Here is a 22,791-nt window from a genome sequence, read left to right on the forward strand (position 1 = left end):
AAGAGAATGTTTGATTTGACAGGTAAGAACGCACTGATCACCGGTGCCTCGGGCGGGATCGGTGGTGAGATCGCGCGCTCTCTGCATGCTGCAGGCGCTACGGTGGCGCTTTCGGGCACGCGTGTTGAACCGCTGGAGGCGCTGGCCGCCGAACTCGGCGATCGTGCCCATGTGCTGCCCTGTAATCTGAGCGACCCTGAGGCTGTGGCCGCCCTGCCAAAGCAGGCGGCGGATGCGATGGGGTCGGTCGATATTCTGGTCAACAACGCGGGTATCACGCGTGACAACCTGTTCATGCGCATGTCGGATGACGAATGGCAGAGCGTAATCGACGTTAACATGACCTCGACCGCGAAACTCTGCAAAGGCGTGCTGCGCGGCATGATGAAGGCGCGTTGGGGCCGGATCATCAACATCTCGTCCGTGGTGGGCGCGACGGGCAACCCCGGTCAGGCGAATTATGCCGCGTCCAAGGCGGGGATGGTCGGGATGACCAAGTCGCTGGCATACGAGGTCGCAAGCCGCGGAATCACGGCCAATGCGGTGGCGCCCGGCTTTATCACCACGGCGATGACCGACAAGCTGACTGACGATCAGAAGTCGGGCATCCTGGGTCAGGTTCCGGCCGGACGTATGGGGGACGCGTCGGAAATTGCCGCGGCAGTTCTGTACCTTGCCAGCCCCGAGGCCGGATATGTGACCGGAACCACCTTGCATGTAAACGGCGGTATGGCCATGTTGTGACCACCTGTCGGGGCAGGCGCGAAAGCGTTTGCCTTGGGCGTTGTCTGTGCTATAGGCGGCGCATCAATTCGGGGGTCGGCCGTAGGGTCGGCCTTCTAGTTTCCCGGCAATCGGGAACCCAAACCGCCCAGAAGGGCACATCAAGGCCAGCCTGAGCGGGCAAGGGCAGAACCGGGCACTATGCCCTGAAATGGAATGAGGAATAGACATGAGCGACGTCGCAGATCGCGTTAAGAAGATCGTTGTTGAGCACCTGGGTGTTGAAGAAGATAAAGTAGCGGAAAACGCTTCCTTCATCGACGATCTGGGCGCAGACAGCTTGGACACTGTTGAGCTGGTCATGGCCTTCGAAGAAGAGTTCGGCATCGAGATCCCCGATGACGCAGCCGAGACCATCCAGACCTTTGGCGACGCCGTCAAATTCATCTCTGAAGCGTCCTAAGACCTTAGAGAATCCTAAAAAGCGGCGCTTCCGGGCAACGGAGGCGCCGTTTTTTGTTGCGTGGACGTTATTCGGGCTTGTCAGAGGCTGTTTTCGTCCGCACCCTTTCCGCTGAGGCAAAAAATTCAGAGCGGGCAGGGCATGATACGATCCACCCCGATGATAAACACGGCACGCTTGACGCTCTGCGCCATGCGGCCTGAGGATTTCAACCGGTTCGCCGAGATCTGGCGCAACCCATGTGTCGTGCGGCATATCGGGGGCAAGCCACGGTCGCGCGGCGAAGCCTGGGATTCGTTCTTGCGCAATGCGGGGCATTGGCAGATGGCCGGATTCGGCCAATGGGCTGTAATTCAGCAATCGAATCGGCAGATGATCGGACAGGCGGGGTTTTTCTATGGCAATCGCGCGCTGGGCGAGGATTTCGACGACTTTCCCGAAGCAGGTTGGGTGCTTGCCCCAGAAGCCCAAGGGCAGGGCATGGGCCTTGAGGCTGCACAGGCCGCCCATGACTGGTTCGACCGGATTATGCCCGGTCCATTGGTTGCAATGGTAAATTCCGACAACTTGGCTTCGCAAAAACTGGCGGCGCGGTTGGGATATGTCGAAATGCGCGAGGATGATTATCAGGGGTCTCGCGTGTGCCTGTTGCGGCGAAACGGTCCTCCGACGCGGCACTGACAGTGCGGTTTGCGATGCCGCAAAAAGTCCGCAGTTTGCCGAAACTGGTAATTTCGCGGACCGGTACTGCGTGTATGCTGATCTCATGTGCAAAGGATTGAGCGGAGGATCAGGCTCATGAGGATTTACCCCACTATGGAATTGCAGAACGGCCGGTGTGTCACGCTGGACAAGGGCCGTCTGGACGAAGCTATGATCTGGCATGTGAACCCTGCCGAAACAGCCCGCAGCTGGGCGGCCGCAGGGGCGGAATGGATGCACCTGACGGATTTCGACGCCATCGAAGGGCGTGATACCAATTCGGAACTGGTCGAAGAGATCATCCGGTCAGCCGAAATCCCGGTGCAGTTGGCTGGCGGTATGCGCACGCGCGAACAGGTCGAACGCTGGATTGACAAGGGAGCGGGCCGGATCGTCATCGGGACCTTAGCTGCCTGGGACCCCAATCTGGTGAAGGAATTGGCCAAGCTGTATCCGGATCAAATCGTTCTGGCTGTTGATGTCTGGCAGGGCTACGTCATGACAGAGGGGTGGCGCAGCCAAAGCGCCTTTACGCCGGACGCATTTGTCGAAGCATTTGCAGACACGCCTTTTGCGGCCATTCTGGTGACCGATATTGATAGCGATATGAGCGATGTCGAAGCTCAGCTGGGTCTGATTTCCGGGTTAGCAGAAAAGTCGCGCACGCCGATTATTGCCAGTGGCGTGGTGCGTTCTGCCGACGATATCTCACGGCTGGCTTACATCCCGAATATCTCGGGTGCGCTGGTTGGGCGCGCGCTATTCCGTAAGACATTGGAACTGTCCGATGCGTTGGAGGTTGCCACCGCTGCGCATGAACCGGTCGCAGAGTTCCAATAATCGAAGACCAACCCAAGGACGCCGCCCTTTCAAGCTATAGCAAGGGCGGTTTTCGCCTTTTATGCTGTTTGCCAGTGTGCCGAGACCAAGTCGGCGAGAATAGCTTTCCGGCGGAATGTACCCTTGCTCTTGCCCCCACACCCCGGGCCGGGGTATGAGCGTTTCTTAAACACGAAGCAGGCAAGAGGCACTTCATGCGCAGAGTCGTTGTAACCGGTCTGGGATTGGTCACTCCGTTGGCCAGCGGGGTCGAGGAAACCTGGTCGCGGCTGCTGGATGGAGAATCCGGCGCTGGTCCGATCACTCAGTTTGATGCCGAAGGCAGTGGGGTCACAACGACCTACGCCTGCGAAGTCCCGCGCGGGGACGGCACCAATGGAACGTTTAACCCCGACGATTGGATGCCGCCGAAAGAGCAGCGCAAGATCGAGGATTTTATCCTGTATTCCATCGCAGCGGCCGATATGGCCTGCGAAGATGCGGGTTGGATGCCCGAAGATGAAGAAGCGCGCTTACGCACCGGAGTTCTGATCGGCTCCGGGATTGGTGGTCTTGGGTCCATTGCGGAAACAGCCAATCTGATCCGCGACAAGGGTCCGCGCCGCGTCTCACCATTCTTTATTCCGGGTGCACTGATCAACCTGGCCTCTGGGCAAGTGTCGATCCGACGTGGGTTTAAGGGGCCAAACCATTCGGTTGTAACGGCCTGTTCGACTGGTGCGCATGCCATCGGTGATGCAAGCCGCATCATCCGCGCAGGTGATGCGGATGTCATGGTTGCTGGCGGTGGCGAAGGCTGCATCTGCGAGATCGGCATCGCGGGCTTCAATTCGTGCAAGGCGCTTTCCACTAAATTTGCCGATGACCCCAAGAAAGCCAGCCGTCCATATGACATTGATCGTGACGGTTTTGTCATGGGTGAAGGCTCTGGGATCGTGGTCCTGGAGGAATACGAGCACGCCAAGGCGCGTGGTGCAAAGATTTATGCCGAGGTTCTGGGCTATGGCATGTCTGGTGACGCCTATCACATCACCGCGCCTAGCGAAGATGGCGATGGGGCTGAACGCTCGATGCAGGCCGCGCTGCGCAGCGCGGGCCTTGAGCCCAAGGATCTGGACTATATCAACGCGCATGGCACATCGACCATGGCGGATACCATTGAATTGGGCGCGGTCGAGCGTTTGCTGGGCGATCATGCGGCGAATGCCACGATGAGCTCGACAAAATCCGCGACGGGCCACTTGTTAGGTGCTGCGGGCGCGATCGAGGCGATCTTCTCGATCCTCGCAATCCGTGACCAGGTTGCGCCTCCGACGATCAACTTGGATAACCCGGCGGTTGAAACTCCGATCGACCTAGCCCCTAACGCCAAGCGCGAACGCAAGATCGATGTGGCGCTTTCAAACTCTTTCGGCTTTGGCGGCACCAATGCCAGCGTGATCTTCGGAAAGGTCAGCTAAATGTGGCGGGCCCTGGCATCTAACATGCTGACCATTCTAGTGGTCGGCTTGTTCTTGATGGGTGGTCTGATCCTGTGGGGGCAGTCGCGGTACAAAAGCGAAGGCCCGTTGGAAACGGCGATCTGTTTGAGGGTCGAACGCGGATCGAATATGGGGGAGGTCAGCCAGCTTCTGCAGGATCAGGGTGCAATCAGCAGTGCCACGGTTTTTCGTATGGCGGCGGATTACACTGACCGGTCCCAGCAGTTGAAGGCTGGCAGCTTTCTGGTGCGCGAAGGCGCGTCGATGGAACAGATCATCGACGAAATCACCAGCAGTGGCGCCAGCACCTGCGGGTCTGAGATCGAATATCGCATCGGTGTGACCCGTATCCAGACCCGTGTGCGTGAACTGAATCCTGCCACTTTGGCCTTTGACGAAATTGCATCTTTTGACGTCACCGATGAAGACGTACCCGCCGCGTATAATGAGAAAAGCGAAGATGCGGACACGCGCTATCGCGTTTCAGTTGCCGAGGGCGTGACCTCGTGGCAGGTGGTTGAAGGTTTGAAACAGATTGGGGCCTTGACCGGCGAAGTGACTGAGATTCCGGCCGAAGGGATGTTGGCGCCTGACAGCTACGACATCGCGCGCGGAACTGATCGGATGGCCGTGCTGAAGGGGATGCAGGACAAGCAGCAACTTCGGATCAACGCGATCTGGGAAAGCCGTCAAGATGATCTACCGATCTCGAACCCCGAAGAGATGCTGATCCTTGCCTCGATCATAGAAAAAGAAACCGGTGTTCCACATGAGCGTGGGCAGGTGGCCAGTGTGTTCGTCAACCGTTTGGAGCGCGGCATGAAGCTGCAAACCGACCCGACGGTGATCTATGGCGTTACCAAGGGACAAGGCACGTTGGGACGCGGATTGCGCAGAAGTGAACTTCGTCGGGCAACCCCTTGGAATACTTATGTGATTGACGGCTTGCCACCGACGCCAATTGCCAATCCGGGGTTGGCCAGTCTTGAGGCCGCCGTGGCACCTGAGGAGACAGACTATGTGTTCTTTGTGGCGGACGGAACAGGGGGGCACGCTTTCGCGGAAACGCTGGACGAGCACAACCGAAACGTCGCCAAGTGGCGCGAGATTGAAGCCCAGAGGAACAGCTCGGGCAACTAAAAAAGGGCCGCGTCCGAAACGCGGCCCTTTTTTCATTATGCTGCTGGACGCCTGCGTGGGCGGCGCCGTTTAGAGGCGGCGGGTTTGGGCCCGGACTTAGCCCCTTGTGGCTTACGCGACCGGAAACCGCCCTGTTTGCGTGGCTTCTTGGGCTCGGCGAATTCAGGCATAGTTCCGCTGGCGACCGGAATGTCGATTTTCATCAGCTTTTGGATTTGCTTCAGCTGGTCCAGCTCATCCGGGGCGCACAAAGCGATGCCCTCACCCTCGCGCCCTGCGCGGGCCGTGCGGCCAATGCGGTGGACATAATTGTCAGGCACTTCGGGCAGGTCATAGTTGATCACGTAAGCGACGCCTGGAATGTCGATGCCACGCGCAGCAACGTCGGTTGCGACCAGCACATTGACCTCGCCAGCTCGGAAGGCTTTGATGGCCCGGTCGCGCTGACCTTGGCTTTTGTTGCCGTGGATTGAAGCCGCGTTGAACCCGTCTTTGACGAGGTCTTTCATCAGCCGCTCGGCCCCGTGTTTGGTGCGCGAGAAGACCAACGTCAGAGCGTCCATATCGGCGGAGAGGATTTCACGCAGCTTGCGAGGCTTATCCGCCCGCGACAGGAAGTGAACGGACTGAGTGATCTTGTCCGCTGCTTTACCCGGGGGCGACACCTGAATGCGCTGCGGGTTGGTGAGGTAAGATTGGCTCAGCTCTTCCATCTGTTTCGGCATGGTGGCCGAGAACAGCATCGTCTGGCGCGGCGTGCCCAATGCGGGTGCGATTTTTCGGAGCGCATGGATAAAGCCCATGTCCAGCATCTGGTCGGCCTCGTCCAGCACCAGATGGCGCACTGAACCAAGGTCGACGGCTCCGCGCTCCATCAGGTCTATCAAACGACCGGGGGTGGCGACCAGAATATCGGTGCCGCGCGATAGGAAGGAAATCTGCTTACCGATGGATTGGCCACCGACAACGGTGGCGACGCGTAGTTTTGTCTTTTGCGTGAGGGTACGCAGGCTGTCCGCGATCTGGTTCACCAGTTCGCGCGTCGGAGCAAGGATCAAAGCCTTGACCGTCTTGGGTGCAGGTTTGGCCGGTTGCGCAAGCAGGTGATCAATCAGCGGTAGGCCAAAAGCCAGCGTTTTGCCGGTGCCAGTCTGGGCCAGACCAAGAATGTCATGTCCATTCAGCGCCATCGGGATGGCCTGGTTTTGGATCGGCGTGGGTTGGGTAAAGTTCGCCCGTTTCAGGGCGTCGTTCAAAGCCGGAGCCAGGCCCAGCATGTCGAAGTCGAACACGTAATAATCCTTTAATATCCGCAACTTTGAGCGCGGATGCGTATTGCCGCGCAAAAGCGCGACAGGCAGGGTTTAGCGAGACCTCGGGACGCACAGGCGTATCCTGCACCGTCCGGTCGTCGCATCAAGAACCCTGCGTGAAGGGGAACCAGGAGAGATATGGTGCGCCGGTGGGGCTAAGGCCCGAATGCTCACGCGGCGGCGCTGATGGCGTGCACATGAGGGTTGGCGCGGGCATTGTCAAGTATTTGTCTGATGGACTGGCGGTCGGAGTTCTAAATTCTGCTGGCGTTCTCAATCAGTTTGAGCCATCGATTTCCGAGTGGCGGTTTAGCGCGTCGTAACACTACGGGGCGAAGTTTGGGGTAGGGAATGAAAGGAAGTGCACAGCAGGGCGATAGCCTGAAACTCGCCAGCGGTGCCCTGGTTCTGGGCGGTATGATGTGGGGGCTGTACTGGATCCCTGTCCGCTACTTCGTGGATCAGGGGCTGGACGGGGCTTGGCCGGGGATTGTGATGTATTCGGTCGCGCTGCTTGGCCTTTTGCCGCTTTTGTGGCGCGACAGGCACGATCTGGCACGGCGCTGGCAGGATTTGATGTTCAGCGGCATGTTTACCGGTGCGGCCTTTGGTCTGTTCACGATCAGTCTGGTCTACACGGATGTCGTTCGAGCCATCCTGTTGTTCTACCTGACGCCGGTTTGGGGCACGATCTTAGGCCGGGTTTTTCTTGGCGAGCGTCTGACCAGAGCCCGCGTTTTGGGGTTGATATGTGGCCTTGGAGGCATGGCGATCGTCCTTGGCAGCGGCCACGGCATCCCTTGGCCCAGCAATGTCGGAGATTGGGCGGCGCTGGTGTCCGGCATGGCTTGGGCGGTGGGCACGCTGGGTTTGTATCGCTCCTCGGGCATTTCGGTTCCGGGGCAGGTTTTTGCGTTTATTGCCGGGGCTCTGCTGCTGTCGCTGATCAGCCTGGTGTTCAGCGCAGGCGGACTGCAACAGCAAAGCGCGATTGTTGTCGGTGTGCTGCCCATTGCGATGCTGTCGGTGCTGTACACTCTGCCGATGATCTTTCTGACGATCTGGCCCGCGACTTTACTGACACCGGCTCGGGTGGGGTTGTTATTGATGAGCGAGGTTGTGGTCGGCCTAATTTCGGCTGCTGTGTTTTCGGGCGAGCCCTTTGGGCTGCGCGAGGCCGCGGGGGCGGTACTGATTGTGAGTGCCGCTGTGCTGGAGATCGCTCGGGGCTGAGCGAGTTATCGGTGGGTAGACAGATCAGACGCCAACAGTCTTAACAGGCAGTGCGGTTCCCGTTGCATGGGTGTTGCGCAACATATTGACTTTGCGCGCTTTTTGCCGTAGTTTTTGTGTCATGCTAGGAGAAATGGGCGACGGCCCCGGGTTAACCCCGGTGGCCGTTTTTTGTTTCTATCGTGCGGAGAAAACTCACGCATGAGGTCACAGGCACACATGACTTTGATTACCCCGGAAGAGCGGATTTCCCAGACGGCTGACTTGTTGCAGTCGCTCGAGCGATCCATTCGCGATCTGCGCCAAGCAGCGGAAGAACTGCGCAGGCAGATCGACGCCGGGGAGGATGCAGACTTTGCCGGAGCAGGCAAGCAACTGGGTCAGTTAGAGGGGCTGATCCGAAGTTGTCAGAAAGTGGAGACAAGCTTTGTCGAACAACATCACAGACAAGCCGGAATTGCCCAAGGGGGATATGCGCTCGACCTTGAGCGCGCTCGATTTGAAATCGGGTGCAGGCTGGCTCGCCTCCGCCGATGCTGCGGTGCGGGACAGGTTTCTGAGTGACATCGGGGAGGGGGGCTGTGTGCCCTCCCTTTCCTGTTCGAGTTCTGGGCGCTGCCGCACCAGCTGCCGCCCGAGGGCGACTGGCGGTCCTGGGTGATCATGGGCGGGCGCGGCGCAGGCAAGACGCGCGCAGGGTCCGAATGGGTGCGGTCGATGGTCGAAGGGCCCAAGCCGCTGGATCGCGGTGAGGCCAGCCGGGTGGCGCTGGTGGGTGAGACCTTCGATCAGGTGCGCGACGTGATGATTTTTGGCGACAGCGGCATATTGCAATGCTCGCCCCCGGACCGCCGGCCGGTCTGGAAGGCATCGGAACGCAAGCTGATCTGGCCCAACGGGGCCGAGGCGCAGGCGTTTTCGGCGCATGATCCCGAGGGGCTGCGTGGCCCGCAATTCGATGCGGCCTGGGTGGATGAACTGGCCAAATGGAAAAAGGCCGGGGAGACCTGGGATATGCTGCAATTTGCCCTGCGTCTGGGCGAGCGTCCGCGTGTCTGCGTGACGACCACGCCCCGCAATGTGAAGGTTTTGAAGGAGTTGCTGGTGTCGCCCTCCACCGTACAAACCCACGCGCCGACCGAGGCGAACCGCGCCAATCTGGCCGGCTCGTTTCTGGCCGAGGTCCGCGCACGTTACGCAGGCACGCGGCTGGGGCGGCAGGAATTGGAAGGCGTGCTGTTATCGGATGCGGAAGGCGCGCTGTGGACCGGCTCGATGCTGGATGCGGCGCGGGTGGAGACTGTGCCTGAACTGGACCGCATTGTTGTGGCTGTGGACCCGGCGGTGACGGCGGGGTCCAGCGCGGATGCCTGCGGGATTGTGGTCGTCGGCGCGCAGCTACAGGGGCCGCCCGAGGAGTGGCGTGCCTTTGTGCTGGCCGACCGGACGGTGCAGGGCGTTGGCCCAGTGGGCTGGGCGCAGGCAGCGATTGACGCGATGGATGAGTTCGGGGCCGAACGGCTGGTGGCCGAAGTCAATCAGGGCGGGCAACTGGTCGAAGAGGTCGTGCGGCAGGTGGACCCTCTGGTCCCGTTCCGCGCGGTGCGGGCATCCCGCGGCAAGGCCGCGCGGGCTGAACCTGTCGCGGCACTCTACGAGCAGGGGCGAGTGAGCCACGTGGCCGGTCTAACCGCGCTGGAGGAACAGATGTGCCAGATGGCCGCGCGCGGGTTCGAGGGGCAGGGCTCACCCGACCGGGTCGACGCACTGGTCTGGGCGCTGCATGAGTTGGTTGTGGGGCCTGCTGGGCTGTATCGGCGGCCTAGGGTGCGGAGTTTGTAGGGACTGAGAGATGACATCTGTATATGCAATCAATGCTCTGTGCTATGGTACACGTGGATTGATTTATAGTGTTTCGGTCAGATCGCGATCGTAAATCAATCAGCGTCACACATGGCGACAGTTGAAGTCCGTGACCATAAAGTCATCTGTTCGTCTTTAGTATAGACCTGCACATTGATTTCTAGGCCATCCGTAGTTTTGAAATTTGCGTCGGCCAAATAATGCGATGTGGGGGCCGGAAGGAATGCCACGTCAGTTTCTGCTTCTCCGTGCTCAATTTCCAGCCGAAGTACTGTTTCGACGAATTCTTTAAAGCCTCCGGGAAAGTGTTCATCAATTGTCCAGAGCACTTGGTCGCAAAAATAGAGTGTTAGATCGGTACCTTCTACTGTCTTAGTCTCCGGGAACCAACTATTGGGGGCGAGTGTCCATCCATTTGCTTCACCCGCTGCCTCTAGTTCTTGAAGCGTTTTTCCAATCGCAATACCCGTCGGGAGGTCACCGACTTGAGCGTGTGCCGATGGAAAGTTGGCGATAGTTGACACTATCACAAGGCATACAAAGCGAATAGCGAACATCTCATTAGCCAATAAGTAGTAGCATCCAAGATATTGAGCAGAACAGAAGTGGAGTCAAATCCGCAAGCTAAGGGCTGAACATGTTTTAACTCTCAGAGGCTATTCGTTCTAACGCAAAGGCAGTGGAGTTTTAGGATAGCCGTTGCCCAACCCCCGTACGCCCTATTCCCAAGCCCTAAACTTCTTTCCGTCATAACTCCTTTCAACAAGCCGGACACAGCGGCGACAGAAAGGAGCACAGATGGTATTCGATTTCTTGCGTCGTACATCGGCCGGGGAAGCGCCCGAGGCGAAGGCCAGCGCGGCAGGCCCCGTGATGGCATGGCAGACGGGCGGGCGCGTGGCGTGGAGCCCTCGGGATGCGGTTTCGCTGACCCGCACGGGGTTCTCGGGCAACCCGGTTGGGTTCCGGTCGGTCAAGTTGATTGCCGAGGCGGCGGCAGCGCTGCCGTTGGTTCTGCAGGATCAGGCGCAGCGCTATGACGCGCATCCGATCCTGTCGCTGATGCGCCGTCCGAACGCGGCTCAGGGGCGGGCCGAGTTGATGGAGGCTCTGTTCGGGCAGCTGCTGCTGTCGGGCAACGCGTATGTCGAGGCCGTGCAGGCCGAAGAGGGCCTGCCGATTGAGCTGCACGTCCTGCGCTCGGACCGCATGAGCGTGGTTCCGGGCGCGGATGGCTGGCCCAAGGCGTATGATTACACGGCTGGCGGAAAGACGCACCGGTTTCCGGCGGATGCGATCTGTCACATCAAGTCCTTCCACCCTCAGGACGACCACTATGGGTTCTCGCCCATGCAGGCGGCGGCGATGGCGATTGACGTGCATAACAGTGCGTCGCGGTGGTCGAAATCTCTGCTCGACAACGCGGCGCGGCCTTCGGGAGCGCTGGTGTGGAAGGGCGATGGCCACGGGGTGATGGCCGAGGATCAGTTCCGCCGCCTCTCGGATGAGATTGAGCAGAACTATCGCGGGGCGCGCAATGCAGGCCGCCCGATGGTTCTGGAAGGGGGGCTGGATTGGAAGCCGATGGGTTTCTCTCCGTCCGACATGGAGTTTCAAAAGACCAAGGAAGCCGCCGCCCGCGAGATCGCGTTGGCCTTCGGTGTCCCGCCGATGTTGTTGGGGATACAGGGCGATGCGACCTATTCGAACTATCAGGAGGCCAACCGGGCGTTTTACCGCCTGACCGTGCTGCCTCTGGTGACGCGGGTGGCGGCGGCGGTGTCGGAATGGCTGGCCGGGTATTCGGGTGAGGATCTGGTGCTGAAACCCGATCTGGATCAAGTGCCTGCGCTGTCGGCGGAACGTGATGCGCAGTGGACGCGGGTCAGCCGGGCCAAGTTCCTGACGGACGCCGAAAAACGGTCTTTGTTGGGCTTACCGGCGCTGGCGGAGGATGCGGATGACTGAGGGGTATCCCCCGTTCGATTGCGCGCCGGGCTTACGTCTGGCCGCGCATGAGAGGGTGACCGAGATCCAGCACGACCATCTGTGCCGCAGGCTGGATCAGATCGAAGAAATGATGGAACGGCTGGAGAAACGGTTGTGGCTGACGGTCTATGGCGTCGCGGCAGTGATCCTGGCGCAGGTGTTTCAGTCCTTCCTTGCGGCGACGCCGTGAAATCAAAAGCTTACGAGGAGGTGTTCATGGATTTGGAACACAAATTCGCACGGTTCGGAGACGGGCTTTCGGTAACGGATGATGCTGTGATCGAAGGCTATGCCAGTCTGTTCGGGCAGGTAGATCAGGGCAGCGACGTTGTGCAACGCGGGGCATATCGAGGCTCGCTTGACGGTCTGGCGAAAGCGGGGCAGCGGGTCAAGATGCTGTGGCAGCATGATCCGGCGCAACCCATCGGTGTCTGGGATGAGGTGCGCGAGGATGACCGGGGCCTTTGGGTCAAGGGACGTCTGCTGGATGCCACGCAAAAGGGCCGTGAGGCGGCGGAACTGATCCGGGCGGGCGCTATGGATGGCCTGTCGATTGGCTATCGCACCAAGCGGGCCGTGAAGAATGACAAGGGCCAACGTGTCCTGACCGAACTGGAGCTGTGGGAGGTGTCCTTGGTGACGTTCCCGATGCTGCCCAGTGCGCGGGTGGCTGCGAAGGGCGTTGAGCCTGACGCGCAAGACACCTGGCGCAGTATTGCCGAGGTGTTCAATACCGCCCGGCAGGAGCTGGCGCGGACCTAGCGCGCCTCAACCCCCACCCAAGAAATGGAAGTGCTGATGAGCAAGACCGAAATCCCGGCCTTGACCGGAGAGGGTGCGCCCCTGGTTCAGGAGGTGAAGCAGGCGATGGCTGGCTTCGTGAATGAATTCAAGGGCCTCAAGGCCGAAGTGAAAACCCAACTTCAACAGACAGAAGAGCGACTGACCATGCTGGATCGTAAATCAACCATCGCGGCGCGTCCGCACCTTGCGGCCTCGATTGAGGACGGCGCACCGCATCAAAAAGCTTTCGACGCCTATGTGCGTTTGGGCGAGGATGACGGCCTGCGCGGGCTTGATATGGAATCGAAATCCCTGTCCAGCGCCGTGAACAGCGATGGCGGCTATCTGGTCGACCCGCAGACCGCCGAGATCATCAAGTCGGTGCTGAAATCCACCGCCTCGATCCGCTCGATTGCGTCGGTGGTGAATGTCGAGGCGAACTCGTTTGACGTGCTGATCGACCACACTGATGTAGGCGCTGGCTGGGCCGACGAAAATGCCGCCGCGACTGAGACGGCGACCCCGTCGATCGACCGTATCTCGATCCCGCTGCATGAGCTGAGCGCGCTGCCCAAAGCCTCGCAGCGTTTGCTGGATGACAGCGCCTTTGATGTCGAGGGCTGGCTGGCCGGTCGCATCGCCGACAAGTTCGCCCGCGCCGAGGCTGCCGCGTTTATCTCGGGTGATGGTGCCGACAAGCCGAAGGGCATTCTGAACCACAACAAGGTCGACAACGATGTATGGGATTGGGGCAATATCGGCTATGTGCCCACCGGCATCGATGGCGGTGTCGAAGCGGATGCGATTGTCGATGTGGTTTATGCGCTGGGCGCGCAGTACCGCGTGAACGGCACCTTCGTGATGAACTCGAAAACCGCCGGTCTGATCCGCAAGCTGAAGGACAGCGATGGCCGCTTCCTGTGGTCGGATGGTCTTGCCGCGGGTGAGCCCGCGCGCCTGATGGGCTATCCGGTGCTGATCGCCGAGGATATGCCGGATGCGGGCACCGACAGCTTCTCGATCGCCTTTGGTGACTTCCAGGCAGGCTACACCATTGCCGAGCGTCCTGACCTGCGCGTCCTGCGCGACCCGTTCAGCGCCAAACCGCATGTCCTTTTCTACGCAACCAAGCGCGTCGGCGGCGACGTGAGCGACTTTGCCGCGATCAAGCTGGTGAAATTCGGCACCGCCTAAAGCGGGCTGAATCCCCGGGGGCCATTGGTCCCCCGGGGCGGCGGGCGCGGGCCGGGGTGAGATCCTCTGCGTTGTCTAGCTGCTCCCCTCCGTCCGAGCAACGTGGGGCGGCGCGAGCCCGCCAATTCCTGAAGTTACGGCCCCGGAGGGGTCCGAGATTGCGGAGTGTATGGATGATGTTGATCGAAGAAACCGCCATCGCGGATGCGGCGCTGCCGGTGGATCAGTTCAAGGCTCATCTGCGGCTGGGAACGGGTTTCACCGAAGACAGCGTACAGGATGAAGTGCTGAAAGGCTTTCTGCGCGCGGCGATTGCAGCGATTGAAGCGCGCACCGGCAAGGTGCTGATCGCGCGCGGGTTTTCATGGGACTTGAATGGTTGGCGTGATGCGGCGGGTGAAGTATTGCCGGTGGCCCCGGTCACGGCGATCAGCGCGGTGACTGTGACAGACGCTGCTGGCACTGACACGGTGGTGGACACTGGCCGGTATCGTCTGGCCCAAGACAGCCAACGCCCGCGCCTGCGTCCTGCCGGAGCGAGCTTGCCGACCATTCCTACAGGCGGATCGGTCAAGATCGCATTTACCGCCGGGATGGCTGCGGATTGGGGCGCTTTGCCTGCTGATCTGGGGCAGGCGGTGCTGTTGCTGGCCGCGCATTACTATGAATACCGCGATGAGACGGCGCTGGGCGCGGGCTGTATGCCTTTTGGTGTCACCAGTCTGATCCAGCGCTACCGGGTTGTACGCTTTGGCGCAGGGGTGGCGCAATGAAAACGCCCCGATTGAACAGAAAACTGGTGCTTGAGGCGCCGATACGCAGTGCGGACGGGGCCGGTGGCTATACCGAGACATGGGCGCCCGTGGGCGCGGTTTGGGCCGAGGTCACCGCGCGTAGCGGGTCCGAGCGGTCGGTCGCAGGCGTTCCTGTCTCGCGCGTTGGTTATCGCATCGTGGTGCGCGGCGCGCCTCAGGGATCGTCGATGCGCCCAAGCCCTGATCAGCGGTTCTCTGAGGGCACGCGCCGGTTCGTGATCCGCGCCGTGGCCGAGCGCGATCCGCGCGGCCAGTACCTGACCTGTTTCGCAGACGAAGAGGTGGCGGCATGAGTTACGGCGTTTCAGCCGCGTTACAGGCGGCGGTGTTTCAACAGCTGTCGGGGGACGCGCAGGTCAGCACGCAGTCGGGCGGCGCGATCTATGACGCGGTTCCGGCGGGGGCGGTACCCCAGACCTATGTGACGCTGGGCCCGGAAGAGGTGCGCGATGCCTCGGACCGGTCGGGCGCCGGGGCTGTGCATCGGTTCACTGTGTCCGTGGTGTCCGAGGCCGCAGGTTTTGGCGCGGCCAAGACGCTGGCGGGCGCAGTCTGTGATGCGCTGGAAGGCGCGGCACTCAGCTTGGATCGGGGCCGCCTTGTGGGGCTGTGGTTCGAACGCGCCAGTGCCCGGCGCACCGGAACGGGCGGCGCGATCCGCCAGATCGACCTGAGATTTCGCGCCCGCGTGGAAGACGACTAAGCAATCAACGGAGAGAGCATATGGCCGCCCAGAACGGAAAAGATCTGTTGGTCAAAGTGGATATGAACGGCTCGGGCCTGTTCGAGACCATCGCAGGCCTGCGGGCCACGCGGGTCAGTTTCAACGCGGAAAGTGTTGATGTCACCAGCCTTGAAAGCCAGGGCGGCTGGCGCGAGCTGCTGTCGGGGGCGGGGGTCAAATCGGCCTCGATCTCAGGCTCGGGCGTGTTCAAGGACGCGGGCACCGATGAACGCGCGCGTTAGTTGTTCTTTGATGGTGAGACGCCGGATTTTCAGGTGATCATCCCCGATTTCGGCATTGTCGAGGGCGCGTTTCAGGTGACCGGCATCGAGTACGCAGGCTCGCATAACGGTGAGGCCACTTATGAGATGAGCCTGGCCAGCGCCGGGGCTCTGACCTTTACGGCGCTTTAGTCCGATGGCCAATCCGTGGACGGGTGAGGTGGCATTGACCATCGACGGTAAGCCTCGGGCACTCAAGCTGACGCTGGGGGCTTTGGCGGAATTGGAACAGGAGCTGGGCACCGGGACTTTGGTGGAATTGGTCCAGCGGTTCGAAGGCGGGGCCTACTCCAGCAGTGATGTGCTGGCGCTGATCGTGGCGGGGCTGCGCGGCGGTGGGGCGGATGTGACCCGCGCCGACTTGATGCGCGCCGAGATCGAGGGTGGCCCCATGGAAGGGGCCCGCGCGGCGGCCGAGCTGCTGGCCCGCGCCTTCATGGTGCCGGATCGTTGAGCGGGTTCGACTGGCCCGCCCTGATGCGGGCCGGGATGACCGGCTTGCGTCTGACGCCGGATCAATTCTGGCGTCTTACCCCGGCCGAGCTGCGGCTGATGTTAGGGCAGGGCGCTGGGATGCCCGCGATGAACCGGGCGGGGCTGGACGCATTGTTGGCGGCTTACCCGGACAAAGAACAAGGAGAGCGTGATGACGACGGATCGTGACGGGTTGGACGACCTGCAGGAACGGGGTGAAGCGTTGGGTGATGCGCTGGGGGATGCCGCGTCTATGGCGGCGGCATTTGACAGCCAGATGAAACGCATCAGTGCGGCGTTTGAGGAAACCGGCAAGGATGTGGCGACGCTGGAGCGCGGCATGTCCGGAGGCTTGCGCAAGGCGTTTGACGGTGTGGTGCTGGACGGGATGAACCTGTCGGACGCGCTGGATGTGTTGAAGAATTCGATGATCCGCACGGCCTATTCGGCGGCTATCAAGCCGGTGGCGGATCATTTTGGTGGCCTCATTGCCGGTGGCATCGGCAGTTTTGTCCAAGGCATCCTGCCCTTTGCTGACGGCGGCAGCTTTAGTCAGGGCCGGGTGATGCCTTTTGCCAATGGCGGCGTCATCAGCGGCCCAACTACGTTTCCGATGCGCGGTGCGACCGGTCTGATGGGCGAGGCGGGTCCCGAAGCGATCATGCCTTTAGCGCGCGGACCGGATGGCAAGCTGGGTGTGCGCACCTCGGGCGGTGGTGGCGCGGTGAACGTGGTGATGAACATCACCACGCCTGACGTGCAGGGCTTCCGCCGCAGCCAAAGCCAGATCGCCGCACAGATGAGCCGCGCCTTGGGTCGCGGCAATCGCAATAGATAAGGGGAGCAGGTCATGAATTTCCACGAAGTCAGATTTCCCGCCAGCCTCAGTTTTGGCTCGGTCGGTGGTCCGGAACGGCGTACGGACATCGTAACGCTGGCTAACGGATTTGAAGAACGTAACACCCCGTGGGCGCATTCACGCAGACGCTATGATGCGGGTTTTGGAATGCGGTCTCTGGACGACATCGAAACGTTGATTTCGTTCTTCGAGGCGCGGCAAGGGCAGATGTTCGGGTTTCGCTGGAAAGACTGGTCGGACTATAAATCCGGCGCGGCGACCGCTGAGGTCAACAAGGCTGATCAGGTCATCGCGCGTGGCGATGGGGTCACGACCGTATTCCAATTGGTCAAAACCTACACGTCTGGTGGATTTGAGTATATCCGGCCGATCCTCAAACCCGTTCTGGGAACTGTAAAGCTTGGGCTTGAACAGGATGAGGTTCGCGAAGGTGTGGATTTCGAGGTCGATCTGGCGCGCGGCCAAGTGACATTTGCCGATCCGCCTCCGGAAGAGGTCGAAATCACTGCTGGGTTCGAGTTCGATGTTCCGGTCCGGTTTGACACCGACAAGATTCAAACCAGTGTCGCCAGCTTTCAGGCCGGTGACGTACCGAATGTTCCAGTGGTCGAGGTGCGGGTCTGATGAACAGCGCAAAAGATACCCTTGAGGCCCACTTGAAAACAGGCCTGACCACGACTTGCCGATGCTGGGCGATCCAGCGCGCGGATGGTCAGGTCTTTGGCTTCACGGATCACGACAGGGAACTAGGTTTTGAAGGGCTGACCTTCAAGGCAAGTTCGGGGTTCACGGCTGCAGCAATCGAACAGGCGACTGGCCAGTCTATCGATAACTCGGAAGCCATGGGTGCACTGTCGGATGCAGCCGTTACGGAAGATGATATCGAGGCCGGACGTTTTGATGGCGCTGAGGTCCGGACCTGGCTGGTCAACTGGGCCGCGCCGGAACAGCGCGTCCTGCAGTTTCGCGGGTCGATCGGGGAAATACGCCGCTCGGGCGGGGCTTTTCATGCCGAATTGCGCGGGTTGACGGACTTGCTGAATCGCCCTCTGGGAAGGATTTATCAAAAACCCTGTACGGCTGTACTTGGCGACAGCGCCTGCCGGTTCAGTGTTTCTGCCGCGGGCTATCAAGCTGAGGCCGAGGTTACCGAGTTGACCGCAGGCAGTGTGTTGGAACTGAGCGGCGCTTTGGGGCCGGATGCAGCGTGGTTCGAGCGGGGTCGCTTGGACGTTATCTCGGGTAAGGCCATTGGCTTGTGGGCATCGATCAAGCAGGACAGCCTCAGACCGGGTGGCCGCAGCGTTACCTTGTGGTCTGGGATCAGTGGTGGTCTGGCCGTGGGTGACAGAGTCCGGTTGACCGCCGGGTGCGACAAGCGCATGGAAACATGCCGGAAGAAGTTCAACAACTTGCTGAACTTTCAGGGATTTCCCGATTTGCCCAGCGAAGATTGGGTCATGGCTGTTCCCAAAAAGGGCAATCCCAATACAGGGGGCAGCCTGCGATGAGCACGACCCGTGATCAAATAGTGGCGGAAGCCCGAACATGGCTGGGGACGCCGTATGTGCATCAAGCTTCGTGCAAAGGCGCGGGCAGTGACTGCCTTGGGTTGCTGCGCGGTGTCTGGCGCGCGGTTTTGGGGCCCGAACCCGAATCCGTTCCGAGCTACAGTCTGGATTGGTCCGAGCCGCAAGGGGATGAGCGCATGTGGCAGGCTGCAAGGCGACATCTGACAAGCAAGGCTGTTGAAGACATGCAACCCGGCGATGTGTTGTTGTTTCGGATGCGTGACGGGCGCGTTGCGAAGCACGTGGGCATTGTCAGCGAGGGCGGTGACGCCCCGCGTTTCATTCATGCCTATTCCGGGCACGGCGTTGTTGAAAACACGCTGAGCGACCCCTGGCGCCGCCGGGTTGTCGCTTGTTTCGGTTTCCCGCTGGAGGATTTCTAGATGGCTACAATTGTACTCTCGGCAGCAGGGGCTGCGATTGGTGGCGCGATTGGCGGAACGGTCGCTGGTCTTTCGACGGCTATCATTGGCCGTGCCATCGGCGCGACGCTGGGTCGGGTCATCGACCAGCGTTTAATGAGCCAGTCCGTTATGGGTGGCGGCAGTGAAGTTGTTGAGACCGGCCGGCTTGACCGTTTCCGCCTGACTGAAACCGGCGAGGGAGCACCCGTCTCGACCCTGTTCGGACGGATGCGCGTTGGTGGGCAAGTGATCTGGGCCTCGGATTTTCTGGAAACGCGCAGCACCTCTACGACGACGCAATCGGGAGGAGGTAGCAAGGGCGCACCCAAAGCGCCCGAAGTCACGACGACCACCCATAGCTATAGCTATTCCGTTTCACTGGCGATCGCGGTTGGCGCGGGACAGATTGCTGACGTGCCCCGTATCTGGGCCGACGGTGAAGAGCTTGAACGCGCAGGCCTGAACATGCGCGTGTATCATGGAACGGATGATCAGTTGCCCGATCCGCTTATCGAAGCGGTTGAGGGCGCGGGAAATGTTCCGGCATATCGCGGGACGGCGTATGTCGTGATTGAAGATCTGCAGCTGGCGGCTTTCGGAAACCGCGTTCCACAGTTCTCATTCGAAGTCGTGCGCCCCGATCAGGCGGGTCTGCCGGAAACACATGATGCATTGTCCCTTATCGTGAAAGGCGTAGCGCTGATGCCGGGCACCGGCGAATACGCATTGGCGAGCACACAGGTGAATTATACCAAAGGTCCCGGCCAAAGCTGGGCGGCGAATGTGAACTCGGCCTCGGGCGTGCCGGATCTTGTGACCTCGACCAGAGCTTTAAGCAAGGAACTGCCTGCCTGCGACGCCGCTTCGCTTATCGTTTCATGGTTCGGTGATGATCTTCGTTGCGGCGCATGCCAGGTGAAGCCGAAGGTTCTGCATAAAGAACTGGAAGGTGAAAACATGCCATGGCGCGTGGCTGGCGTGACACGCGGCCCTGCCGAGGTGGTGAAGCACGAACAGGATCGCCCTGTCTATGGTGCCACCCCAACAGACCAGTCGGTAATTCAGGCGATTCAGCATTTGAAGCAGACCGGCAAGCGCGTGATGTTCTACCCGTTCATTCTGATGGACCAGTTGCGCAATAACGGTCTACCGGATCCTTGGTCTGACGCGGCGGATCAACCACATCTTCCGTGGCGGGGGCGTATCACTCTCAGTCGGGCTCCGGGGCGCAGCGGCTCGCCGGACGGAACAGCCGCGGCGGACCTTCAGGTGGCTTCGTTTTTTGGAAACGCCCGTGCGGACCATTTTACCGTCGTCAACGGCGAAGTGGTCTATTCCGGCCCGCAAGAATGGGGCCTGTTCCGTTTCATCCTGCACTACGCAGCGCTGAGCCAAGCGGCGGGGGGCGTTGACTCGTTCTGCATCGCGTCCGAGATGCGTGGATTGACGCAAATTCGCGGTGCATCGGGCTTTCCAGCGGTGGCGCAGATGCGTGTTCTCGCAGCCGAAGTGCGCAAGATTTTGGGATCACAGACCAAGATCGGCTACGCTGCCGACTGGAGCGAGTATTTCGGCTATCAACCCGCGGATGGCAGCGGCGATCGATACTTCCATCTGGACCCGCTTTGGGCAGATACCAATATCGACTTTATCGGTGTCGATAACTACATGCCGTTGTCCGACTGGCGTGATGGCGAAGGTCATGTGGACGCCCGCGACGGGGCAAAGTCCATCTATGACCTCGACTACCTGCGCGGCAACATCGAGGGTGGTGAAGGGTACGACTGGTTCTATGCGTCACCCGAAGAGGCCCAAGCGCAAATACGGGCCCCGATCGAGGATGACGCTCATGGCGAGCCATGGATATGGCGGTACAAAGATCTGCGGAAATGGTGGTCGCAGCCACACCACGAACGGATCGGTGGCGTCCGCCAACCAGATCGCACCGCTTGGGTGCCTGGGTCCAAACCGATCTGGTTCACGGAATTGGGTTGTGCCGCGATAGACAAAGGAACAAACCAGCCGAACAAATTTCTGGACCCAAAGTCGTCGGAGTCGAGCTTGCCCGTGTATTCCAACGGCCAGCGTGACGATTTTATGCAAGTTCAATACCTACGAGCGGTTCTGGGGTATTGGTCCGACCCAAAGATCAACCCGATCTCGGACGTGTATGACGGCCCGATGGTGGACATGTCCAATGCCTATGTCTGGGCCTGGGACGCGCGCCCATTTCCCGCCTTTCCGAACCTGCGCAGTCAATGGAGCGATGGCGAAAACTATGCCCGCGGCCATTGGCTGAATGGGCGCTCGGGATCGCGAACTTTGGCCTCTGTGGTCGCCGAGATCTGTCATGGCGCGAGCGTCACGGATATCGACACCACGGAGTTGCACGGGATCGTGCGTGGCTACGTGATCGAACAGGTTTCGGACGGGCGCGCCGCGTTGCAGCCACTGATGCTTCGGTATGGCTTTGACGCTATCGAACGCGACGGTGTGTTGCGTTTTCAGATGCGCAACGGGCGGGCTTCGGTTCAGCTTGATAGCGAACTGCTTGCGACCAATTCTGAGATCGATGGCACTATCGAACATCGCCGCGAAGCCGAGGCGGAGATGACCGGTCGTGTCCGACTTCGATTTGTCCAGTCTGATGCGGATCATGATATCGTCTCGGAAGAGGCCGTTTTGCCGGATACCAGTACCCATTCGGTTTCCGTCAATGAGATGCCGTTGTCGATGACACGCGCCGAAGGCCGTCAAACCGCCGAGCGGTGGCTGAGCGAATCCCGCGTGTCGCGAGAGAGCGTCCGGTTTGCATTGCCGCCTTCGATGCTGAATGTCGGTGCGGGTGATATCATCACCCTGTCCGGCGAACAGGGCGCGCGGTATCGTATCGACCGGCTCGAACAGGCCGAAATGCAGATGGCTGACGCTGTTCGCGTTGAACCGGGTGTTTATACGCCTTCCGATCTGCCAGACGACGACGTCTCGGAAAACCCGTTTGTGGCACCAGTCCCTGTATTTCCAGTTTTCTTGGACTTGCCGCTTATCACAGGATCCGAGGTGCCCCACGCACCTTATCTGGCGATCTCGGCTGATCCATGGCCGGGAAGTGCAGCGGTGTACTCCTCTGCGACTGATGAGGACTATGCTTTGCAAGAGGTGGTCAGCGGGCAAGCTGTTGTCGGATTCACGCAGTCGCCGATGCGCCGGGCAGGTGCCGGGCTGTGGGATGAGGGGGCACCCCTGACTGTCGAACTGATTGCGGGTGTTCTGGAATCCCGACCGCGCGACGCGCTGCTGAACGGCGCAAACCTTGCGGCAATCGGCGATGGATCACCGGATAACTGGGAATTGTTTCAGTTTGAACGCGCCACTCTGCAAGAACGCGGTATATACACTCTGTCAGGCCGTCTTCGCGGACAACTGGGGACAGATGCCAAAATCCCGGAGGTATGGCCTGAAGGCTCGACTTTTGTGCTTTTGGACCAACGGGTGTATCAAACCAACCTGCTGAGGTCTGAGCGCCGTGTGGCCAAGCACTACCGGATAGGCCCTGCGGCGCGCAGCTATGACGATCCGTCCTTCGTACATAGGGTCGAGGCATTCAACGGCGATGGTCTACGCCCTTATGCGCCATCCCACCTGCGTGTTGCCAAATCTGCGGGTGACGATCAGCTGTCGTGGATACGTCGCACGCGCATCGACGGTGATGATTGGTCGGGTATCGACGTGCCATTAGGCGAAGAAACGGAATCCTATCTGGTGCAAGTGCGCGCCGAAGGCGCATTGGTGCGCGAACTGATCTCACCCAATCCAAGTTGGATATACGCGGCCGCAATGAAATCAGCCGACGGTGTAAGCGCAGGATACACCGTGCAGGTTGCGCAGGTCTCGGCCAGTTATGGTCCGGGTCTACCTGTCAGCCTTGACGTAAGCTAA

General features: G+C 60.2%; 24 protein-coding genes and 2 pseudogenes. 24 read left to right on the forward strand and 2 right to left on the reverse strand.

The window, feature by feature from the left end; genetic code table 11:
- The first annotated feature begins 6 nt into the window (after window positions 1-6).
- The 6 genes from fabG (at window position 7) to mltG (ending at window position 5,349) form a co-directional block, all read left to right on the forward strand.
- Window positions 7-744: a 3-oxoacyl-[acyl-carrier-protein] reductase gene (gene fabG, locus AC2FNR_RS10355; protein WP_170354521.1), complete on the forward strand. Its 738-nt coding sequence runs from the start codon at window positions 7-9 to the stop codon at window positions 742-744.
- A gap of 208 nt (window positions 745-952) precedes the next feature.
- Entirely contained in the window at window positions 953-1,186 is a 234-nt protein-coding gene (locus AC2FNR_RS10360; protein ID WP_008756330.1) for an acyl carrier protein, read from the forward strand.
- A gap of 141 nt (window positions 1,187-1,327) precedes the next feature.
- Window positions 1,328-1,867 carry a GNAT family N-acetyltransferase gene (locus AC2FNR_RS10365; protein ID WP_170752566.1) on the forward strand — a complete coding sequence of 180 codons (540 nt, stop codon included), beginning with the start codon at window positions 1,328-1,330 and terminating at the stop codon, window positions 1,865-1,867.
- A gap of 117 nt (window positions 1,868-1,984) precedes the next feature.
- A complete protein-coding gene (locus AC2FNR_RS10370; protein WP_170354519.1) occupies window positions 1,985-2,728 on the forward strand; it encodes a 1-(5-phosphoribosyl)-5-[(5-phosphoribosylamino)methylideneamino]imidazole-4-carboxamide isomerase in 744 nt (247 codons plus the stop codon).
- A 194-nt stretch (window positions 2,729-2,922) separates the two neighbouring features.
- Window positions 2,923-4,188 carry a beta-ketoacyl-ACP synthase II gene (gene fabF, locus AC2FNR_RS10375; protein WP_209194334.1) on the forward strand — a complete coding sequence of 422 codons (1,266 nt, stop codon included), beginning with the start codon at window positions 2,923-2,925 and terminating at the stop codon, window positions 4,186-4,188.
- Complete coding sequence (mltG, locus tag AC2FNR_RS10380; protein WP_496848990.1) at window positions 4,189-5,349, forward strand: endolytic transglycosylase MltG; 1,161 nt, start codon at window positions 4,189-4,191, stop codon at window positions 5,347-5,349.
- Window positions 5,350-5,384: 35 nt separating this feature from the next.
- On the opposite strand, the gene AC2FNR_RS10385 is transcribed toward mltG, so the two are convergent.
- Window positions 5,385-6,641 carry a DEAD/DEAH box helicase gene (locus AC2FNR_RS10385; RefSeq protein ID WP_496848991.1) on the reverse strand — a complete coding sequence of 419 codons (1,257 nt, stop codon included), beginning with the start codon at window positions 6,639-6,641 and terminating at the stop codon, window positions 5,385-5,387.
- A gap of 372 nt (window positions 6,642-7,013) precedes the next feature.
- Here AC2FNR_RS10385 and AC2FNR_RS10390 point away from each other — a divergent pair, with 372 nt between their 5' ends.
- From AC2FNR_RS10390 to AC2FNR_RS10400, 3 genes and pseudogenes are all read left to right on the forward strand, one after another.
- Window positions 7,014-7,895, forward strand: a complete 882-nt coding sequence (locus AC2FNR_RS10390; RefSeq protein WP_496848992.1) for a DMT family transporter — start codon at window positions 7,014-7,016, stop codon at window positions 7,893-7,895.
- 219 nt (window positions 7,896-8,114) lie between these two features.
- Window positions 8,115-8,459, forward strand: coding sequence for a hypothetical protein (locus tag AC2FNR_RS10395; protein ID WP_496848993.1), 345 nt, complete (start codon window positions 8,115-8,117; stop codon window positions 8,457-8,459).
- Window positions 8,368-9,737 (forward strand): annotated as a pseudogene (locus AC2FNR_RS10400) (DNA-packaging protein). Before AC2FNR_RS10395 ends, AC2FNR_RS10400 begins: the two are co-directional and overlap by 92 nt.
- A 95-nt stretch (window positions 9,738-9,832) precedes the next feature.
- Here AC2FNR_RS10400 and AC2FNR_RS10405 read toward each other — a convergent pair.
- On the reverse strand, window positions 9,833-10,315 hold the full coding sequence (locus AC2FNR_RS10405) for a hypothetical protein (RefSeq protein WP_496848994.1): 483 nt from the start codon (window positions 10,313-10,315) through the stop codon (window positions 9,833-9,835).
- Between the two features lie 241 nt (window positions 10,316-10,556).
- Here AC2FNR_RS10405 and AC2FNR_RS10410 point away from each other — a divergent pair, with 241 nt between their 5' ends.
- From AC2FNR_RS10410 to AC2FNR_RS10480, 15 genes and pseudogenes are all read left to right on the forward strand, one after another.
- Window positions 10,557-11,726 (forward strand): phage portal protein, encoded by a 1,170-nt coding sequence (locus AC2FNR_RS10410; RefSeq protein WP_496848995.1) that lies wholly within the window; start codon window positions 10,557-10,559, stop codon window positions 11,724-11,726.
- Window positions 11,719-11,937 carry a GTA head formation protein, RCAP_rcc01685 family gene (locus AC2FNR_RS10415; RefSeq protein ID WP_496848996.1) on the forward strand — a complete coding sequence of 73 codons (219 nt, stop codon included), beginning with the start codon at window positions 11,719-11,721 and terminating at the stop codon, window positions 11,935-11,937. Before AC2FNR_RS10410 ends, AC2FNR_RS10415 begins: the two co-directional genes overlap by 8 nt.
- 26 nt (window positions 11,938-11,963) lie before the next feature.
- Window positions 11,964-12,509 carry an HK97 family phage prohead protease gene (locus AC2FNR_RS10420; protein WP_496848997.1) on the forward strand — a complete coding sequence of 182 codons (546 nt, stop codon included), beginning with the start codon at window positions 11,964-11,966 and terminating at the stop codon, window positions 12,507-12,509.
- A 36-nt stretch (window positions 12,510-12,545) separates the two neighbouring features.
- Complete coding sequence (locus AC2FNR_RS10425) at window positions 12,546-13,724, forward strand: phage major capsid protein (RefSeq protein ID WP_496848998.1); 1,179 nt, start codon at window positions 12,546-12,548, stop codon at window positions 13,722-13,724.
- Window positions 13,725-13,897: 173 nt separating this feature from the next.
- Window positions 13,898-14,497 (forward strand): head-tail connector protein, encoded by a 600-nt coding sequence (locus AC2FNR_RS10430; RefSeq protein ID WP_496848999.1) that lies wholly within the window; start codon window positions 13,898-13,900, stop codon window positions 14,495-14,497.
- Complete coding sequence (locus AC2FNR_RS10435; protein ID WP_496849000.1) at window positions 14,494-14,832, forward strand: head-tail adaptor protein; 339 nt, start codon at window positions 14,494-14,496, stop codon at window positions 14,830-14,832. The genes AC2FNR_RS10430 and AC2FNR_RS10435 overlap by 4 nt, the downstream gene beginning before the upstream one ends.
- Window positions 14,829-15,242, forward strand: a complete 414-nt coding sequence (locus tag AC2FNR_RS10440) for a DUF3168 domain-containing protein (RefSeq protein ID WP_496849001.1) — start codon at window positions 14,829-14,831, stop codon at window positions 15,240-15,242. The genes AC2FNR_RS10435 and AC2FNR_RS10440 overlap by 4 nt, the downstream gene beginning before the upstream one ends.
- A 20-nt stretch (window positions 15,243-15,262) precedes the next feature.
- Window positions 15,263-15,676: pseudogene (locus AC2FNR_RS10445) on the forward strand (phage major tail protein, TP901-1 family).
- Window positions 15,677-15,680: 4 nt separating this feature from the next.
- Window positions 15,681-15,998, forward strand: coding sequence for a gene transfer agent family protein (locus AC2FNR_RS10450; RefSeq protein WP_496849002.1), 318 nt, complete (start codon window positions 15,681-15,683; stop codon window positions 15,996-15,998).
- Window positions 15,995-16,207 carry a rcc01693 family protein gene (locus AC2FNR_RS10455; RefSeq protein ID WP_170724446.1) on the forward strand — a complete coding sequence of 71 codons (213 nt, stop codon included), beginning with the start codon at window positions 15,995-15,997 and terminating at the stop codon, window positions 16,205-16,207. Before AC2FNR_RS10450 ends, AC2FNR_RS10455 begins: the two co-directional genes overlap by 4 nt.
- On the forward strand, window positions 16,191-16,856 hold the full coding sequence (locus tag AC2FNR_RS10460; RefSeq protein WP_496849003.1) for an RcGTA-type gene transfer agent tail tape measure protein: 666 nt from the start codon (window positions 16,191-16,193) through the stop codon (window positions 16,854-16,856). The genes AC2FNR_RS10455 and AC2FNR_RS10460 overlap by 17 nt, the downstream gene beginning before the upstream one ends.
- Before the next feature lie 12 nt (window positions 16,857-16,868).
- Window positions 16,869-17,501 carry a phage distal tail protein, Rcc01695 family gene (locus tag AC2FNR_RS10465; RefSeq protein ID WP_496849004.1) on the forward strand — a complete coding sequence of 211 codons (633 nt, stop codon included), beginning with the start codon at window positions 16,869-16,871 and terminating at the stop codon, window positions 17,499-17,501.
- Entirely contained in the window at window positions 17,501-18,388 is an 888-nt protein-coding gene (locus AC2FNR_RS10470; RefSeq protein WP_496849005.1) for a phage/gene transfer agent baseplate hub protein, read from the forward strand. Before AC2FNR_RS10465 ends, AC2FNR_RS10470 begins: the two co-directional genes overlap by 1 nt.
- Window positions 18,385-18,831, forward strand: coding sequence for an NlpC/P60 family protein (locus AC2FNR_RS10475; protein WP_496849006.1), 447 nt, complete (start codon window positions 18,385-18,387; stop codon window positions 18,829-18,831). The genes AC2FNR_RS10470 and AC2FNR_RS10475 overlap by 4 nt, the downstream gene beginning before the upstream one ends.
- Window positions 18,832-22,791: a baseplate multidomain protein megatron gene (locus tag AC2FNR_RS10480; protein WP_496849007.1), complete on the forward strand. Its 3,960-nt coding sequence runs from the start codon at window positions 18,832-18,834 to the stop codon at window positions 22,789-22,791. It begins immediately after the preceding gene.

It is taken from the genome of Ruegeria sp. SATB045 (assembly GCF_059613525.1).

Bases quoted from the DNA above. Each gene is read 5' to 3' on its own strand.
- fabG (WP_170354521.1), top strand. From the start codon at position 7: ATGTTTGATTTGACAGGTAAGAACGCACTGATCACCGGTGCCTCGGGC.
- AC2FNR_RS10360 (WP_008756330.1), top strand. From the start codon at position 953: ATGAGCGACGTCGCAGATCGCGTTAAGAAGATCGTTGTTGAGCACCTG.
- AC2FNR_RS10365 (WP_170752566.1), top strand. From the start codon at position 1,328: ATGATACGATCCACCCCGATGATAAACACGGCACGCTTGACGCTCTGC.
- AC2FNR_RS10370 (WP_170354519.1), top strand. From the start codon at position 1,985: ATGAGGATTTACCCCACTATGGAATTGCAGAACGGCCGGTGTGTCACG.
- fabF (WP_209194334.1), top strand. From the start codon at position 2,923: ATGCGCAGAGTCGTTGTAACCGGTCTGGGATTGGTCACTCCGTTGGCC.
- mltG (WP_496848990.1), top strand. From the start codon at position 4,189: ATGTGGCGGGCCCTGGCATCTAACATGCTGACCATTCTAGTGGTCGGC.
- AC2FNR_RS10390 (WP_496848992.1), top strand. From the start codon at position 7,014: ATGAAAGGAAGTGCACAGCAGGGCGATAGCCTGAAACTCGCCAGCGGT.
- AC2FNR_RS10395 (WP_496848993.1), top strand. From the start codon at position 8,115: ATGACTTTGATTACCCCGGAAGAGCGGATTTCCCAGACGGCTGACTTG.
- AC2FNR_RS10405 (WP_496848994.1), bottom strand. From the start codon at position 10,315: ATGTTCGCTATTCGCTTTGTATGCCTTGTGATAGTGTCAACTATCGCC.
- AC2FNR_RS10410 (WP_496848995.1), top strand. From the start codon at position 10,557: ATGGTATTCGATTTCTTGCGTCGTACATCGGCCGGGGAAGCGCCCGAG.
- AC2FNR_RS10415 (WP_496848996.1), top strand. From the start codon at position 11,719: ATGACTGAGGGGTATCCCCCGTTCGATTGCGCGCCGGGCTTACGTCTG.
- AC2FNR_RS10420 (WP_496848997.1), top strand. From the start codon at position 11,964: ATGGATTTGGAACACAAATTCGCACGGTTCGGAGACGGGCTTTCGGTA.
- AC2FNR_RS10425 (WP_496848998.1), top strand. From the start codon at position 12,546: ATGAGCAAGACCGAAATCCCGGCCTTGACCGGAGAGGGTGCGCCCCTG.
- AC2FNR_RS10430 (WP_496848999.1), top strand. From the start codon at position 13,898: ATGATGTTGATCGAAGAAACCGCCATCGCGGATGCGGCGCTGCCGGTG.
- AC2FNR_RS10435 (WP_496849000.1), top strand. From the start codon at position 14,494: ATGAAAACGCCCCGATTGAACAGAAAACTGGTGCTTGAGGCGCCGATA.
- AC2FNR_RS10440 (WP_496849001.1), top strand. From the start codon at position 14,829: ATGAGTTACGGCGTTTCAGCCGCGTTACAGGCGGCGGTGTTTCAACAG.
- AC2FNR_RS10450 (WP_496849002.1), top strand. From the start codon at position 15,681: ATGGCCAATCCGTGGACGGGTGAGGTGGCATTGACCATCGACGGTAAG.
- AC2FNR_RS10460 (WP_496849003.1), top strand. From the start codon at position 16,191: ATGACGACGGATCGTGACGGGTTGGACGACCTGCAGGAACGGGGTGAA.
- AC2FNR_RS10465 (WP_496849004.1), top strand. From the start codon at position 16,869: ATGAATTTCCACGAAGTCAGATTTCCCGCCAGCCTCAGTTTTGGCTCG.
- AC2FNR_RS10470 (WP_496849005.1), top strand. From the start codon at position 17,501: ATGAACAGCGCAAAAGATACCCTTGAGGCCCACTTGAAAACAGGCCTG.
- AC2FNR_RS10475 (WP_496849006.1), top strand. From the start codon at position 18,385: ATGAGCACGACCCGTGATCAAATAGTGGCGGAAGCCCGAACATGGCTG.
- AC2FNR_RS10480 (WP_496849007.1), top strand. From the start codon at position 18,832: ATGGCTACAATTGTACTCTCGGCAGCAGGGGCTGCGATTGGTGGCGCG.